A 17,538-nucleotide genomic window follows, 5' to 3' on the forward strand; every position below is an offset into this window, starting at 1 on the left:
CGAAAATCCCTCATTCCACCAATTAGATGTAAAACATGTAGGTAATTCAGCTGATTTAGCTCCATAGGGCGCATATGGCCAAATTTAGATGTACTTTATCCAGTTAATCCTATTTGCCAGGCGAAATGAGCGAAATTAGCAGGAGAAAATCCAGTTATTTCGGCGGAGAAGCAATGGGGGGGCAGTCACTTCAAACGCAAGCTACTCAAATGACTAAGGTGAAGCAATGGAGCTCGGATGGTGGAAATGGCGGAATAAGTAGAGGGAAATATTAAAAAAAGATAAGTGCCCTTAATTCACGGTATGCCTCTTTCTCGCCGCCTACGGTACACTTCATACATAACAACGACGATAGGGTGATGGAGAAGATGAGCTATTCAGAGGTTAAGCAAGAGCTGAGCAGGCCTCAAGAGCAAATGGCGAGAAAATCAGGGTTACTGACCTACTACAATCGCTACAAGGTGCTGTACCTGCTGTCGATTCCGGGCATTGTTTACTTTTTAATCTTCAAATATATCCCGCTGACGGGGTCCGTGATGGCCTTTCAGGACTACAGTATTTTCACGGGGATATGGAAAAGCGATTGGGTGGGCTTGGACAATTTCCGGCGCATGTTCGAGTACGCGGATTTCTGGCGCATTTTAAAAAACACGATGGCGATCGGCTTCTACACCTTGTTCTTCGCCTTCCCGATCCCGATCCTATTGGCGTTAATGATGAACGAGTTGCGCAACCAGCTTTTCAAACGTTTCGTCCAGACGGCCGTGTACTTACCTCACTTTCTGTCTTGGGTGGTGGTTGGCGGCATTGTGATCGAAATCTTAAATCCGACAAGCGGGGTCGTCAACTATATCGTGACGCTGTTCGGACATGAACCGATTTATTTTATGGGTGAGGATTCCTTTATCCGGACTATTATCGTCAGTTCAAGCGTTTGGCGCGATGCGGGCTGGAGTACCATTATTTATTTGGCAGCGATGAGCGGGATTAATCCAGACTTGTACGAAGCAGCGCAAATTGATGGGGCAACACGGTGGAAACAAACATGGGCGATTACGATTCCGAGTATTTTAACGACGATTACGATCCTCTTTCTGTTGCAAATTGGTAATTTTCTGGATTTAGGCTTTGAACGCGTATTCGTGTTCTTGAATCCTTTGAATAATTCGCAAGGGGACATTTTGGATACGTACATTTATCGCGTGGGGCTCATTCAGCGTGAATACAGCTACACAACAGCCATTGGCCTATTTAAGTCGGTGATCGGGTTCGTTCTTATCGTAACCGCTAATATGTTCAGCAAAAAAGCAACCGGCGAAGGCCTATACTAACCTATCGAAGAAAGGAGACTCCTAGGTATGTCTAAGAGCAAGTCAGCCCTGCATAAATCAAGCCCTATATCCATATTGAATCCAATCGGGCTCATTCTGATCAGCTTAATCATGGTGCTGCCGATATTAAATATTATTGCTCAGTCTTTCAGTGGACCTGTTGCACTCAGTGCGGGGAAGGTTGTATTATGGCCTGTTCAATTCACGGTGGATAACTACGTAACGGTTCTGAAGCAAATCCCGATATGGCGCGCTTTTAGTGTAAGCGTAATTATTACTGTTTGCGGAACGCTGATCAGTCTTATCATGACGGCAAGCTTAGCGTATCCATTGTCTAGAAATGAATATCGTGAGCGCAAATATATTTTGCTGCTCGTGCTTATTACCATGATATTTCATGCTCCGCTAATCCCGAATTACTTGCTAGTTCGTAATCTTGGCCTTCTGGATAGCTTATGGGCATTAATGCTGCCCGGGGCGATCAGTGCGTTTAACTTGTTCGTAATGCGCTCATTCTTCCTATCCATTCCAGGTGAGCTGATCGAGTCCGCACGGATTGACGGTGCTGGTGAGATTCGTACGATTTGGAGCATTATTTTGCCGCTTTCGAAGCCAGCGATGGCGACGATGAGTATCATTTATTCGGTGGCGTTGTGGAACAACTATTCGAATGCGCTCTATTTTATCAACAATCGTGCGCTGTTCCCGCTTCAAGTGAAATTACGTGAATTTGTCGTAACCGATTCCTCCGATTTAGCCAATACAGCAGGGGATATTGCTAATTTATCGCCCGAAGGACTGAAGATGGCCGTCATCGTCATTGCGACGATTCCGATCATGCTCGTGTACCCATTCCTGCAAAAGCATTTCATTAAAGGGATGTTAATCGGTTCGATAAAATCGTAAAAGTTGTATAATAAAGATCAACTGAGCTTAAAAAACACAATGTTCCAAGTTTTTCTTTCACGATAAGATGATCACGAATCAACAACATATCGACTAGGGGGATATACAATGAAAGCTTGGTTGAAAACGGGTCTCGTCTCAACGCTTATGGTTGCGGTTATCGCGGGTTGCTCCAATTCTTCAACGAGTACGACTGGAACTAGTGCAAGCCCAGCAAATCCTGCAAGCCCTGCAAGTTCCGCAAAAGCGCAAGCACCGGTGAAAATCTCCATCTCCTTAAGTGACTCCTTAAATAAATATGCACTCAGCAGCACAGACATCAACAATGATAAATGGGTGAAAAAGTTAGGCGAATTAACGAATACGCAACTCGACCTTCGTCTTGTGCCACATGCGGAGTTCAAACCGAAAACGGCATTGATGTTTGCCAGCACGGATCTGCCGGATGTCATGAACACGATTCAAGGGATGTTCCCGCAAGGGCCAGATATGAGCGGAGCGATCAAAGGTGGATTGTTCATGCCGCTTGATGATCTTCTCAAAGAATATGGCAAAGATTTATTGAAAGCGATTCCCGAGCAAGCGTGGAACGAAGTGAAGTACAACGGCAAAATCTATGCCATTCCTGAATATTTGTCCAATGCTAGCCGTCGCTCCACATTTATCCGTAAAGATTTGCTGGATCAAACAGGGCTCCCAGTTCCGAAGACGGTAGACGATTTCCTCAACGTACTGCGTGCTATGAAGAAAAACGGTGTTGTTGAACCGTATGCCTTCCGGAAAGATTTTGTTTATTCTGATGTGATTTTCGGAGCGTATGATGTTATGCCGTATAGTACGATGTTCGAGAAAATTGGCGATCAAGTTGTCCCGAAATTTTTCAAAGTAGAAGCGATGCAAAAAGCACTGACGGTCTACAAAACGATGTACGATGAAGGCTTGATGGCGAAGGATTTCGCAAGTCTTGACGGTAACAAATGGACGAACAACATCAATGCTGGTAAATCCGGAGTATGGAATCACAACGCAAACCTGCTGATGAACTGGATTAGTACAACGAAGCCTGCTAATGCCAAATCGGAAGTGATCATTATTCCGTCTCCAGTCGGTGATGATGGCAAGGGCGGCATGATGAAATACAGCTACACAGGCGGATTATCCTACATTAATAGCAAGGTCAGCAAGGAGAAAGCCATCGCGATTGTGAAAATGATGAACTACATGGTAACTGAAGCGGGCGATCGATTCTTTAACTTCGGAATTGAAGGCGACACGTACACGATGCAAGATAATAAAGTCGTTTACAAACAACCGACGACACCAGAAGGCTCCCTTGAAGAGCAGTTCCGCTCTGTCATGCTGAGACTTGTGGAAGATACAGCGCTGAATAGAACACTTTTGAACACAACCGAAGATGGTAAAAAGCTAATCACACAATTTGACACCATCGTGACCAAAGAGGGAAGAAACGGAATCTCCTTTGCACCGGAGCTTACAACGACGGCGAAGTTTACAGATGCGGGTCTGAAATTCTCCGACATGCCGCCAGTTATTCTCGACCACATGCTGAAAATGGTGTATGGCAAGGAGCCGATCTCCGATTGGCCGAAAGCGTTGGAAGATTGGAAAGCCAAAGGTGGAAATGAAATCATCAAGGAAGCAACAGAGCGTTACAACAAAAAAGACGGCGTCGTGATGGGCGACTAAAAAATAGCTTGTGCATTGGGTGGAAAGCATTTATTCTCGGGTTGAGGATAAATGTTTTTTGCCATAAAGGGGGGCGGCTGGATGAAGCAAATTCTGATCGTAGACGACGAACCGCTTATTCTAAAAGGTATGGTTATTATGTTGAAGCAGCATGCACATAAATTTGATTCGATACGCACAGCGAGTAATGGAGTAAAGGCGTTGCAAATGATCGAGGAATCGATGCCGCAGCTGCTGTTTACAGATATTCGGATGCCAAAAATGGATGGACTTGAGTTATGCAAGCAGGTGCATGAGAAATATCCGTTAATCCAGAAAGTCATTATTTCCGGTTACGGGGACTTTGAATATGCCCAGGCGGGTATGTCTTATGGGGTCAAAGAATATTTATTGAAACCGTTTACGCCGGTCAAAATCCATGATCTGCTGACGAAGCTGATTTCACAGAGCGGTCATGCGATTTTATCCATTTCGAAGTATGAAGATTGGATTGAGAAAATTGTAGAGGCCATCTGGACGCTGCGAATTGATGCAGTAGAGGCGCATTTGGAGGAATTGCGGTTGTATTGCAAGTCGGCCTCCTCCTCGGATTCTGAGTTCATTCAGCTGCTGCAGGATTGCCTGCCCATGCTCAAAAAGCGATTATCCCTTCGCAGCTTTCAGCCCAAAACCGAAGAGATAACCGATACAACGGATATGATGGCTTACTTCCTGCAGCTTCAGGAGCAGATCATGAAGATGATTGATGAGTTGGCGCTGCAGCGAGGTGGTCAGGATCTCATGCAGAAAGCGAAGATTTACATGGATGCCAACATTACCAATAGTCTCTCCCTAGAGGACGTTGCCGAATATCTGGGTATTACGCCGCCTTACTTGAGCTTGCTATTCAAGAAGGTGTTCAAGGAAACCTTTGTGCAATATCGCATTACCAAAAGAATTGAGCTCGCAAAGCGGATGCTGGAAATGCCGCACTACCGCACGAACGATATCGCGTATGAGATCGGCTATGAGAACTACCCGCATTTTTCCCGGATGTTCAAAAAAGTCACAGGCCTCTCACCGCTAGAATACCGGCATATGATGGGGATCAAATGATGAAACCATCGTTAGCTCGCAGCATTTTCGTCTATGTGGCCGCCATCGTTCTAATCACGGTCATGTCGATCGGTTTCTCCTCTTACTATATTTCGTCGAATAAGCTGAAGGAGCAAACAGAGCAGCATTTAACGGAAATTGTATCGAACGCGGTCAATCATACGGATTTATATTTGAAAAATTATGAGCGTGCCCATCTGTCGCTTTTCACCAATAGCTCCGTCAAAAAGTTTCTCGACGACCCGCCAACAGGCGATTACGAGTATTATCAATTCACGGACAACTTGATGGATAACGTCATCAATCCGCTTTTTATTAAGTCGCCGGAGATTATGACCGTTTACTTAGCTGATTATTTCGATCACTATGTGTATTATGAGAACCCTGCGCTGAAATCAATTGTAGATCCAGTGCCTGCTTTTACGATGGAAGAGCTGGACAAAGAGACCGATGCGCTCGGCAACATGACGATCATCAGCAACAGTGTCTTTTCGGAGAGCAATAATCAGTTCATCACGTTAGCCCGCAAAATTCACGGCGAAGTGTTCAATGAGTTCAAGGGTATTTTGGCCATCGAGATTAAGGCGGACGAGTTCGCAACCTTGTGGAAGGGGATCAATTTGGGGCCGAGCGGATTTTTTGCCATTGTCGATAATGACGGGCGCATCGTGTATCATCCGGACAAGCAGCGAATCGGTACGACGGTGAACAAGGCGCTTATGGCGAAAATAGAAGGGAATGACTTGAAATCCTTCAAAGATTCCTCGTTTGGGGAAGAGCGCCTGGTCGTTAGTTCGAAGTCGGCTTATACGGGATGGAACCTGATGGTGTCGATTCCGACGGCGGATATCAATCGGCCATTATCGAGCATTCGCTACTCCTCCTTCTGGGTAGGGGGCATTACGTTGCTGCTGGCCTTGCTGTTATCCTATCGTTTTGGTCGGATTATTACGAAGCCGATTCAAATTTTGAAAAATGGCATGCGCCAAACGGAAAAAGGAAACTGGGTGAAAATCCCCCAGCTGCAAACAAAGAATGAGCTGGATGAGTTGATCCAACGCTACAATTTGATGGTCGTGTCGTTGTCGGAATTAATGGACACCTTGTATCGAACGGAGCTCAGCAAGAAGGACGCTGAATTAGAGCGACAGAAGGCCGAGCTGCAATCGTTGCAGCTGCAAATCAATCCGCATTTTCTATACAATACGTTAGAAAATATTATCGTCTACGCCGTCATTCAGCAGTCCACTGAAATAACGGAAATTGTGGATGCCATCGCCACAATGTTCCGCTACTCGGTGCAGACACATATCGAAGAGACGGCGATTGTCAATGAGCTCAAGCATGTGCTGAACTATATGACGATTATGAAGCACAGGGTGGGGCGGGAGTTCGAGCTGGACGTAAGAATTCCGCCGGAATTCTTCTTGAAGAAGACGGCCCGGCTTACCTTGCAGCCGCTTATCGAGAATATATTCCAGCACGGCTTCGCGGATGGAATCGAGGAGCATCACTATATTCGGCTGGATGCGTGGACGAAGGACGATGATCTGATTATCGTCCTCGAGGATAACGGCGTCGGAATGACGCCGGAGCATCTAGCTTCGTTAAACAAGCAGCTGAGCGCCAATCAATTGGCGGAAGCGAAGCTGCATAAAGGTGCCGGCAACAGTGGCGGCATCGGCATGATGAACGTGCACCGCCGCATCCAGCTGGTGTTCGGCGAGCAGTACGGCCTGAGCATCGAAAGCGAGCTCGGCGTTGGTACGCGGATCTATATTCGGTTTCCGAATATAGGGACGTAAGGGGAAAGGGGGCATTAAGCTGCTCAGGCCTTGGCTTAGCCAAGGCTTATTGAGCCTGCTTAACCGAGCAGGTCAGCAGCTAAGCAAGCGAATAACTCAGCACCCGAGCATTCCAGCAACTCAGCAACTCAGTAATCGAGCAACTCAGCATCCAGCACCCAGCACCCCAGCAATCGAGCAACACAGCATCCAGCACCCCCCAATCCCAAAGCCTTGCCCCACTAAGGGGGCAGGGCTTTTTTGCCGTGTCCTTTCACCAAGGGGAACGAGGGTGCACTATTCCGGGTAAAACAGACTTTTTATAGCCGGAAGGGAACGAGGATGCGCTATTTCCCTCAAAACCATCATATTCACAGTTAATTGAGGCAAATAGCGCACCGACGTTCCCCTCACCATCGTACAAAGGTTGAATTCATACTAATAGCGCACCAACGTTCCCTCACCTGTTTAAAAAAACACAATACTGCTTAAATTCGATCATATGTTTCATCCTCACACCGATCTATAATGGGTCTTAGCTCAATGAAAAGGATGGTGAATTTATATTTATGAATGAAATGATGGTTAAGAAACGGAAGCTTGTGAGTGGCGTGTTATCCGTACTATTGCTGTTAACCCTGTGTCTGGCCATCATCCCTACTCCTGCAGCCTCGGCAGCAGGATTGCCGTTAACAGAGGATTTTGAAAGCTACGGCAATGCAACATCCGGCTATACCTCACCAGTTGCTAGCACATCAACCAGCACCCAGCCGTGGAAATCTGTCGTCGGAGGCAGCACGACTTGGTCCATGGATGAGGAAGCCGCATCTGGTGGAGCGACACAGAATCACTTTCTAAGACAGACGGATGCAACCACAGGCATCACGTATGTCGTAACGAATGACCAGTGGGGCGCAGCGACACCAACGATCCAGTCAAGCGACCTTACATTGTCTGGCAAACTCAAGGTTACTGGTGCCAACAGCACGTATGCTGGACTCGTGGCCAGATACTCAGGCAGTGGAACGACGGCGACATATTACCGTTTTACGATGAAGAAGAACTCATCCAGCTATCAGTTTTATCTTGAAAAGGTGACAGGCAACACGAAGATTAGCGTGCCCCAAACGGCAGGCACTCCGAATGCTAGCGGTGTTTCCGTCACGAACACGACGCTGAGCACATCTTTCGATAGTCTCGGCTACTTGCCCGTAAAACTGCAAGTTATCCAAAACACGGATGGCAGTCTAACACTCCAAGGTTATTATGGCAGCACGCTCATCCTCTCAGGGACAGACACTACGCCATATACATCCGGTCAAGTTGGCGTTTACAGTTATGCGGGTGCGACAGCCTTTGACGATATCCAAGTGGAACTCAAAACGGCCAAGGAAGACTTTGAAAGCTATGGCAATGCTACTAGCGGTTACACGTCACCAGTTGGTAGCGCTTCCACTAGTGCACAGCCTTGGAAGACCGTTGTCGGCGGCAGCACAAGCTGGCAAATGGGGGAAGAGGCGGCCGCAGTCGGACTCAATCACTTCCTCAAACAAACGGACACCACAACTGGCGTTACGTATGTCCTATCGAATGACCAGTGGGGAGCGACGACTCCTGCAATCCAGACAGGTGACCTCACCCTAATAGGGAAGCTCAAAATAACAGGAGCGAACAGCACCTACGCCGGTCTTGTCGCCAGATACTCGGGCAGCGGTGCAACGGCGACGTATTACCGTTTTACGATGAAGAAGAACTCATCCAGCTATCAGTTTTATCTTGAAAAGGTAACAGGCAGCTCGAAGATCAGCGTGCCTCAAACGGCAGGCACTCCGAATGCTAGCGGTGTATCTGTTACGAACACGACGCTGGGCCTAGCGTTTGATAGTCTCGGCTACTTGCCCGTGAAGCTGCAAGTCATCCAAAACACGGATGGCAGTCTGAAGCTCGAAGGCTATTACGGCAGCACACTTGTCCTTTCAGGAACAGACACAGCCCCTTACACATCAGGTCAAGTCGGTCTTTACAGCTATGCGGGTGCGACGGCATTTGACGATATTACAGCTACGGCAACGAGTGGCTCGACATCATCACTGACAGTACCGAGTGCCCCAACGAATGTAACAACATCCTTACCGAGCACTGGCGCCGTGAACATAACGTGGACAGCATCTTCAACAGCAACGGGCTACAATGTGAAAATGGCGTCCAGTGGGAGTGGACCTTTCACTACGATGAACGCTTCACCAATCGCTGCAACGAATTACACGGTGACTGGCTTATCAGTTGGTCAGACTTATTATTTCGTCGTTAGTGCTGTGAATACAGCGGGTGAAGGTTCGAATAGCTCGCCAGCTATATCAGCGACACCGCAAACCATTGCGAATCCACCTGTTTCCGTAAGTAACTCAACCCAGCTTGCACAAGCCATTAATGCAGCAAGCCCAGGCGCTGTGATTGAGCTGGAGAATGGGAACTATGCAACTTTTAGCATCACGGGCAAACATGGCGACGCTAGCAATCCGATCGTGATCAAAGCAAAGAACAAAGGAATGGCCGTATTCAACGCAGGTCCCATCAAATTCACAGACAGCTCCTACATCACCATCCAAGATATGACGTTCGTTATGGACAGCACGGCCTCGAATTGGATTCGAATTACAGGTTGTAACCATATGCGGATCACGAACAATTATTTTCATTCACCAAGCTCAGCGACGGATGCAACCAAATCCAGCTGGGTGTATATCGATGGTTGGAGTTCACATCACAACCAAGTGGACCACAATTTGATGGAAAATAAAAAGGATCGCGGGAAGTTTATTCTCTTCGACGGCAACCGAGACACCGTTGCGGGTACTTATGAAATTACCCAGTACGATGTGGTGGAGTACAATATTTTCCGCAATACGCTGCCTCGTCAGGAAAATGAATCGGAAGGCATCCGCCTTGGCGTGACGGATTTGGTGCATCTGAATGCGTATGCGACGATTCAGTACAACATTTTCGACCATGTGGATAGTGATCCTGAATATGTCTCAGTCAAAAGCGGCGGCAATGTCATTCGCTACAACTATTTCATTGAGTCCTTAGGCGAAGTGTCTCTTAGATCGGGGAACGGTTCGAGTGTCTATGGCAACATGTTTATTGGAAATGGACGTGAAGTGCTTCCAACAAACCCTGACAGTCGAACGCTAGGTACAGGCGGTGTGCGGGTTTACGGTCAGAATCATAAGGTGTATAACAATTATTTTCAAGGGCTGACAGGGACAGAATGGGATGCGACGATTGCCTTAACGACGGGAGATAACGATAATCTGACACAGCCGATCCCAAGCAATAATCACTACATTGCCAAGAATATCATGATCGCAAACAACACACTCGTGGACAATAAAGGCGGTATTGAGCTGGGATTTGTGCGTTACGGCATGGCTCCGCAGAATGTAACTTTTGCCAACAATGTGGTGGTGGGCGGTCAGCAAGAACTTATTAAAATTATGACGCCAATCCCAGGCTTAAGCTGGTCTGGCAATATCATGTTTCCACAGCAGGGTATGCCACTTATTACGGGGAATTCGGCTGCACTTACTGAAACAGAAGTGAAAGTTGCTTATCCGATGATGAAAGAAGCGGTGTTGAACTTAAGTCAGGCTGACTATGCATGGCTTTGGACCTCAAGTGAGTATGACCGACTGAGATCCATATCTTATAAAAAGCTTGCAGCTAACAGCCCGGCCATCAACAGCTCGATTGGCAATTATGGCAGTGGCGGCGCACTGTCCTTCGTGACGGAAGATGTAGAGCGCGAAGCAAGAGCCGGTGTTCCGGATGTCGGAGCAGATGAGTATACGGCTGATCCCCTGACAGATCTCACGGCACCAAGCTGGAGCTCAGGGACACCGTTATCGCTTGGAACGGTAACTCCACGGCAAGTAACGCTCAGCTGGCCAGCGGCAAACGATGATACGAACATCGTTGGTTATCGCATTTATCGAAACGGAGTGCTGTACGATACTACTTTTGCTAATAAGAACTCGTATACTGCAACTGAGCTTCTGACAGGTACTTCGTATACGTTTAAAATTGAAGCGCTTGACCAAGCGAATCGCACAACAGCAAGTAATACCATCACTGCGGCTACACCAGCTATGACGGGCATTACCATCTCAGGTGTACCTGCGAGTATCGCGCTCGGGGGTGGCGTGAAGCAGCTTCAAGTAACGGCTCATTTCGCAGATTCATCAACAGAAGACGCAACTGAGGCAGGTGCTGCTTTTACAAGTAGTCAGGCAGGTGTTGTGTCGGTATCGAGCGGTGGCGGTATTACTGGCGTTGCATTAGGAAGTGCTACTGTATCGGCATCGTATAACGGATTCACGTCCTCTGCCTTGACCATCACGGTAAAAACACCTTCACAAACGAAGAAGGTTGTGGATGCAGATACGTATGTGGACAGTGTTACATCGACCAATGCGAATACGAACTACAGTACAACGACAACGATGCTCATTCAGACGGATGGCGGGAAACAAGTGGGTTACATGAAAGTAGCCGTTCCGACCTTGTCAGGTACCGTCGATACGGTTCAGCTGCGTTTGTATGTCGCGAGTGCACAAGCAGGTGCTGATCTATTGCTCCATGGGATTGCCACGGATAGTTGGGATCCAACGCTCATCACAGCGGCGAATCAACCAGCTAGAGCATTTACGGATGTGGGTGCAGGTGACCTTCCAGTGACCGCCGGCAGTTATGTGACTTTTGATGTGACGAAGTATGTTCAGACCCAAAGTGATGGCACACTCAGCTTCCGTCTATCGATGGTGTCTGACGATAATCCAGCGACGGTTTATACCAGAGAATATACGGACTTGAACAAAGCGCCAACCTTAATTTTCACAACCATTACACCGTAATTCAAACATAGAGAGAAAGCGTGGAGAGAAGCGATGCTGGAGAATGTAGCGTTTCATAATGTGTCGGAGTTGGAATCGAGAGCATATCTACCTGGTCTTAAGCTACAACGTTTTCCCAAGCAGGTTCGTGAATCGCTAACCGAAAAAGGCCGAACTAAAGCTGCCGAGTCTAGCGGCTGTGAGATTCGTTTTGTGACTGAGGCTAATAACATCAAGCTGACGATGGCTGCGCAAGAAAAAGATGGACGTGTGCTCGTCTTCAAAGGCGATTTGTTCCATACGGCATATGACTTGAAGGCTGGCGTCGTCACCACTTTACAATTGGAAGCACCAGAAAGATTTGCTGAGGTACCGCCTACGTTACTGGATACTGTCGCGTTCACTTCAAACGTGTGGCGTATCTATTGCGACCGGTTTACAGCGATCTTTTATGAGATAGATGCTTATGGCTTCGCGATTAGGCCTCCTGAGCGTCAAGAAATACCGCGATTGACCATGCTCGCCTACGGTTCGTCGATTACACAAGGAGCTGGCGCGTTGAGTCATTATAACGGTTATGTCCAGCAAACAGCTCGCCGACTTAACATTGATGTGTTGAATCTAGGACTCAGCGGGTCATGTTATTGTGAGCCAGAATTGGCCGATCATTTGGCGGAGCGGGAGGATTGGGACCTAGCCTATCTGGAGCTTGGCGTCAACATGAGGGGAACCGTGAGCACCGAGGAATTTCAGCATCGCGTCACTTATTTATTGGATGGGATCATTCGCAATCACCCTACGAAACCGATCTTTGTGACAACGATCTATCCGAATCGGGCAACGTATTTTCATGATACGACACATCCGTTTAGTGTGGCTGAAAAGCAATTTAATGAGGTGCTAAAACGATACGTGGAGAGTCGTCAGCATGAGAATTTGACCCTATTAGTTGGGGCGCAGATTATGATTGATTTTACTTCTTTGACAAGTGATTTGATTCATCCCTCGGATTACGGACATAGTCGGATGGGGGAGCAATTGGCTGGGTTTTTACGACCTACTGTGGATAAGTTACGGGCTGCACAAGGTTGATCAACATATAAAAAACGATTTAATAGGAGGCAGAAATCATATGCATGGAATTACATTGAATGGGAAAATTGCACTTGTAACAGGATCAAACGCGGGGATTGGTCGAGCGATTGCTCAGGCTTTGGCTGCAAATGGGGCAAAGGTTGGCGTGAATTGCCTTTCTAACATAGCTCAAGGTGAAGAAACAGTAGCAGCCATTCGTGCGGCTGGCGGTGAGGCAATTCTTGTACAAGCGGATGTGACGGATCTCGAGCAAATTGATCGGCTTGTGAACGAGGTTGAGCAGGCTTTTGGCGGCTCCATCGATATTTTAGTGAATAACGCAGGTCATTTGGTGCAGCGTGTGCCGAACGCAGAGATGACCGAGGAAATGTACGAACGCATCCTGAATGTGAATTTGAAAAGCACGGTGTTTATGTGCAAAAGAGTGCTGCCCGGCATGAAAGCCAAAGGCGCCGGTCGCATTATTAATATGTCATCGGTCGCTGCATATAACGGCGGCGGACCTGGTTCTAGCATTTATGCGGCTAGCAAAGCTGCGGTGATGGCGTATTCGAAGGGGCTCGCCAAAGAAGTGGCATCAAGTGGCATTACCGTTAATAACGTTTCGCCAGGGTTCATTGGCAACACGATGTTCCACGCCACCTTCACGAGTGACGCTGCGCGTCAAGCTACCATCAGCGGCATTCCGCTCGGACGCGAAGGCACACCAGAGGATGTGGCTGGGGCGGTTCTGTATTTGGCATCGGAGCTCGCGGGCTACCTGACGGGAGAGACGATTGAAGTTAACGGCGGGATGATGATGCGATGAGCGATGCCGTTAAGGTGAGCGAAACGATTCGCGCGAAGGTGCAGCGCTTAGCTTGGGCGAGTGAGGTGGCGAATTCGCTGAAGGAAGAGATCGATCAGTTGCAGGCTAGCGGCAGTCTGATGATTCCCCTGGAGCCAGGCGGCTGGTGGCACCAGTATGTGTGTCCGCAGCACCACACGGAGCTGCTGTTCGATCCTTCCGTAGCCGATGCGACGCAGTTTCATTGTCCGCACGGCTGTGTGGTGGAAGGCGCCGAGTATCGAGGCGCCTGGCTGGTGTATAAGCATCAGCAGCTCGCGCGGGTCGCGTTGCAGGCAGCTGCGGTATATGCGGCGCTGCGCGACTACGCCTATGCTGAGCTGAGCAAACAGCTGATCGTTGCGTATGCGGCGCAGTTTCCGCTCTATCCTGTGCATCCAGATGCGCAGCCTTGGATGCTGAAGGGGCGCGCGTTTCATCAAGCGCTGACGGAGTCGATCTGGTCTACGACGCTGATTCGTGCGTATGTTTTGCTGTTGGATGAAGGGGTTGTGTTCAGCGCTGATGAACAGCGCAAGGTAGATACATTCCTTCATCTGCTGGAAGAGAGCATGCGCGCGTATCGCGGGATATTGATCCACGAGCGGAACAACGCGGAGAACAATTATACCGCGTGGCTGAACGCATCGCTTGCTTGTGTGTATGCCGCCCGCGGGGAGCGGCATGAGCTTGAAGCATTAGTGGAAGCCGAGGGCGGCTTCCGTCATCATCTGTCGATCGGCGTGAAGCCCGATCAGCTGGAGTTCGAGGGCAGCACGTATTATCATGTTTTCGTGCTGCGAGCGTATTTGATCTTCGCTGAGATGGCGAAGCGATGCGATAGGGATCTTTACGCGTGCGAGGGATCGCTAGGACAATCCATGTGCGGCATGGTAGAAGCGCTAGCCGAGCTCGCCGATGACCAAGGCTTGCTGCCAGCGCTGCACGATGGCCCGATGGCGCGGCTGCCTTATGCCCGCGAAATCGCGGAAGTGGCCGAGCTGGGGCTGAGCCACTATGCGGTGGAAGGCCTCGTGCCGATTCTGTGCGAGGCCTATCGCCAGATGGGTTCGGCGGACGGCTCGCGCTGCGGGCTTGAAGCGCTGTTGTATGGCGCTACGGCATCCATAGCGATCTCTGCCGAGGTCCTTACGAAGCCACGTGGCTCGAAGCTTTGGCCAGCATCCGGTTTTGTCGTCGGTAGGCAGATGGACAACCCGCTGTCTTTTCTTGTAGATTTTGGCGAACACGGGGGTGCTCACGGGCACCTCGATAAGCTGCACTTGTCGTTGATGCATAAGGATCAAACACTTACGCCAGATTTCGGCGTAGTTCCATATGGATCCACGCTGCGTCCGTGGTTTGGTGAAACCACCAGTCATAATACGGTTTCACTAGGCGGTAAATCGCAAGCTGAGCATACAGGGCGGTGTCTGCGTTTTGAACAAACGGAAGCGAGCACCTACGCTTGGCTGCAGAGTGATGCGGCCTACGTCGGCTGCAGGCTGAATCGTCATCTCCTTTTAACAAGCGACTGGCTGCTGGATTTGTTTGAAGTTACCCTCACAAGTGAGGAGCCTCAGTCGATCGAGTGGTGGATGCATCCCGTAGTTGCGCCACAATCGAAGCAGCTGAAGGAGCTCTCTTTTGCAGATAAAGTCCAGTATCCACCCATTCACATCCAAGAAAACTTGCCGGATTTGCCTATCGTGGGGCGCTTATTCCCTGAAGAATCGAATGTTAGCATGAAGTATTTACTTTCACCGGATGGTGTTCAGATTCATCAAACGGCGTTGGTGCTTCCAGACCAAGAGCTGCTGACGGTTCGAACGCCGGGCCATTCCATCGATCCAAGCGTACCGCTAACTGCATTGCTGCATCGCCAACCGGGTAAGCAGGCAAGGTTCATTCATGTGTATCGTGTTGGAGCGGGAGCGACGATAAGCCTTCTGGCTGAGGATCACCTTGGTATTACCGCAGAAGGTCGTTTGACGACCGTTCAACTTTTACCAGAGCAAGGGCTGCTGATTGTTTAGCGTCTCTTTTTTGCTTATGGTAGGTACTGTTTTGGTCAAATTTGACACTACTTTTATGGAGTGAGTATGATGGGACTATAAAGGACGGTGTATCCCATGAATACATTGCAGGAGCCTCGCAAGCGAGAAGAACGGCATGTCATTAGTTTTCTTGAAATTGTGGATGTGGGCACAGGGGAACGGCAGGTATTGGCTGAAGTCGATGATTTGATTGAGGCGCCGAACTGGACGAGCGATGGTGAACGTCTCATTTACAACCGGAGAGGGTTGCTCTATACCTATGAAACCGCTACAGGTCAGAGCACAGTGATCGATTCTGGCTATGCGAATTGGTGTAATAACGACCATGTGCTGTCTCCGGATAATAAGCAAATTGCGGTGAGTCATCACACCGAGGAGGACGGTCAGTCACGTATTTACGTGCTTCCGTTGGCTGGCGGTCAGCCTACATTGATTACAGCGATGGCCCCAAGTTATTTGCATGGGTGGTCACCGGATGGGCGTGAATTATCCTATTGTGCGGAGAGGAATGGCGTGTACAATATTTATACGATTCCCGTTCAAGGTGGTGTGGAGCGACAACTGACAGATGTTCCTGGACTTGATGATGGTCCTGAGTACTCCCCAGATGGTCAGCATATCTGGTTTAATTCCACACGATCCGGTTTGATGCAGGTATGGCGAATGAACGTGGATGGCAGTGAGCAGACGCAAATGACAGATGAGCAGAGTAATAATTGGTTTCCGCACGTATCCCCAGACGGGAATACGGTTGCCTATATTGTTTATCGCAAGGGAGATGTCGAGCCTAACGCGCATCCCCCGAATAAAGAGGTTGAAATCCGTTTAATGGCAAGTACAGGAGGTCCCTCTCGGACCTTAGTATCATTATTTGGCGGACAAGGGACAATCAACGTCAACTCGTGGTCGCCTAATAGCCAGAAATTAGCGTTTGTAAGCTATAAATTGAAGAAGTAGGTAGAGCTTTTTAGAAACGGTAAGTCCTTCGATACGTCGAGGGGCTTATTTTTATTTTGCTTTTAAACATGCGGCTCATATAAAAAGCGTTCTGATACCCGCACTGCTCAGCGATGTCCTCGAGCGTCAGATCGGTGTCGACAAGTAAGGCGCGTGCCTTTTGAAGCCGAAGTGTGGTGGCATAAGCAATGGGAGAAAGCTTGTACACCTGTTGAAAACGCCTCGTTAACTGTGAAGCGCTGAGGCCAAGCTCCTTCGCGAGGTCTTGCAATTGAAAGTGAGCTCCGAACGCATGCTGCTCGATATAAGCTAGAGCACGGTAGGTAATCGGGTCTGTTTTGTCCTGCTGGTAGGAAGGGATATAGTCTTGTTCTTTCTCAATTTGAAATAGAAGATCCGCGATTAAGTGGTTTGCGTAGGCTCTGTTTTTATCTGAAGGCTCATCGGATAGTTGTCGCAAATAAGTGAAGGTAGATGTTAAACGCTGAATATCTCGGATCATAATTTTGCCATGGGGATACGTGTGCTCTGAACTGAATTCTATGAAAATAAAGGAGAAAGGCAACGTTACTTTACGTTTTAACAACGTGTCTGGTGGGCAAATGACAAGCTCTCCAACCGACACATCTTGGAAATCTTGTTCAGCGTTGGTGCTTAAGTTGTAAGAGAATCCGCCCGATTGTGGGGCAAGCAGGACCCAGTCCTTATACATATCTTCTTCCATCATAAAGCTATCCCTAATTCCGCTGCAATAGTATCGAATCATTTGGATAGGTGGCATCGTGTTTCACCTTTCATTGTGAAGAATCAAATGCAAAAAAGTATATGAAATATCATAAACCAGTGCATGTGCAATGTAAATAACTCGGAGTACTATTAGGTCATGGA

The 17,538-nt window shown here is 48.4% G+C and carries 11 protein-coding genes; 10 read left to right on the forward strand and 1 reads right to left on the reverse strand.

Going from position 1 to position 17,538, the window contains the following annotated elements; translation table 11 throughout:
- Nucleotides 1-416: 416 nt before the first annotated feature.
- From GC096_RS12005 to GC096_RS12050, 10 genes are all read left to right on the forward strand, one after another.
- Nucleotides 417-1,331, forward strand: a complete 915-nt coding sequence (locus GC096_RS12005; RefSeq protein ID WP_246302724.1) for an ABC transporter permease — start codon at nt 417-419, stop codon at nt 1,329-1,331.
- Nucleotides 1,332-1,358: 27 nt separating this feature from the next.
- Nucleotides 1,359-2,237: a carbohydrate ABC transporter permease gene (locus GC096_RS12010; protein WP_171630465.1), complete on the forward strand. Its 879-nt coding sequence runs from the start codon at nt 1,359-1,361 to the stop codon at nt 2,235-2,237.
- 108 nt (nt 2,238-2,345) lie between these two features.
- The gene (locus GC096_RS12015) at nt 2,346-3,944 is read left to right on the forward strand and encodes an extracellular solute-binding protein (protein WP_171630466.1); all 1,599 of its coding nucleotides are present in this window, start codon (nt 2,346-2,348) and stop codon (nt 3,942-3,944) included.
- A gap of 81 nt (nt 3,945-4,025) precedes the next feature.
- Nucleotides 4,026-5,039, forward strand: coding sequence for a response regulator transcription factor (locus GC096_RS12020; protein ID WP_171630467.1), 1,014 nt, complete (start codon nt 4,026-4,028; stop codon nt 5,037-5,039).
- Nucleotides 5,036-6,844, forward strand: coding sequence for a sensor histidine kinase (locus GC096_RS12025; RefSeq protein WP_246302720.1), 1,809 nt, complete (start codon nt 5,036-5,038; stop codon nt 6,842-6,844). Before GC096_RS12020 ends, GC096_RS12025 begins: the two co-directional genes overlap by 4 nt.
- A 548-nt stretch (nt 6,845-7,392) precedes the next feature.
- On the forward strand, nt 7,393-11,736 hold the full coding sequence (locus GC096_RS12030; RefSeq protein ID WP_246302721.1) for a chondroitinase-B domain-containing protein: 4,344 nt from the start codon (nt 7,393-7,395) through the stop codon (nt 11,734-11,736).
- 33 nt (nt 11,737-11,769) lie between these two features.
- Nucleotides 11,770-12,807 carry an SGNH/GDSL hydrolase family protein gene (locus GC096_RS12035; RefSeq protein WP_171630468.1) on the forward strand — a complete coding sequence of 346 codons (1,038 nt, stop codon included), beginning with the start codon at nt 11,770-11,772 and terminating at the stop codon, nt 12,805-12,807.
- Nucleotides 12,808-12,847: 40 nt separating this feature from the next.
- A complete protein-coding gene (locus tag GC096_RS12040; RefSeq protein ID WP_171630469.1) occupies nt 12,848-13,618 on the forward strand; it encodes an SDR family NAD(P)-dependent oxidoreductase in 771 nt (256 codons plus the stop codon).
- A 275-nt stretch (nt 13,619-13,893) separates the two neighbouring features.
- Entirely contained in the window at nt 13,894-15,672 is a 1,779-nt protein-coding gene (locus GC096_RS12045; RefSeq protein ID WP_312886252.1) for a heparinase II/III domain-containing protein, read from the forward strand.
- A gap of 96 nt (nt 15,673-15,768) precedes the next feature.
- A complete protein-coding gene (locus tag GC096_RS12050) occupies nt 15,769-16,650 on the forward strand; it encodes a TolB family protein (RefSeq protein ID WP_171630471.1) in 882 nt (293 codons plus the stop codon).
- Nucleotides 16,651-16,660: 10 nt separating this feature from the next.
- Here the strand turns inward: GC096_RS12050 and GC096_RS12055 are convergent, their stop codons facing one another.
- Nucleotides 16,661-17,431, reverse strand: a complete 771-nt coding sequence (locus GC096_RS12055) for a helix-turn-helix domain-containing protein (protein WP_171630472.1) — start codon at nt 17,429-17,431, stop codon at nt 16,661-16,663.
- Between the last annotated feature and the right edge of the window lie 107 nt (nt 17,432-17,538).

It is taken from the genome of Paenibacillus plantarum (assembly GCF_013141695.1).
Taxonomy (GTDB): Bacteria; Bacillota; Bacilli; order Paenibacillales; family NBRC-103111; genus Paenibacillus_E; species Paenibacillus_E plantarum.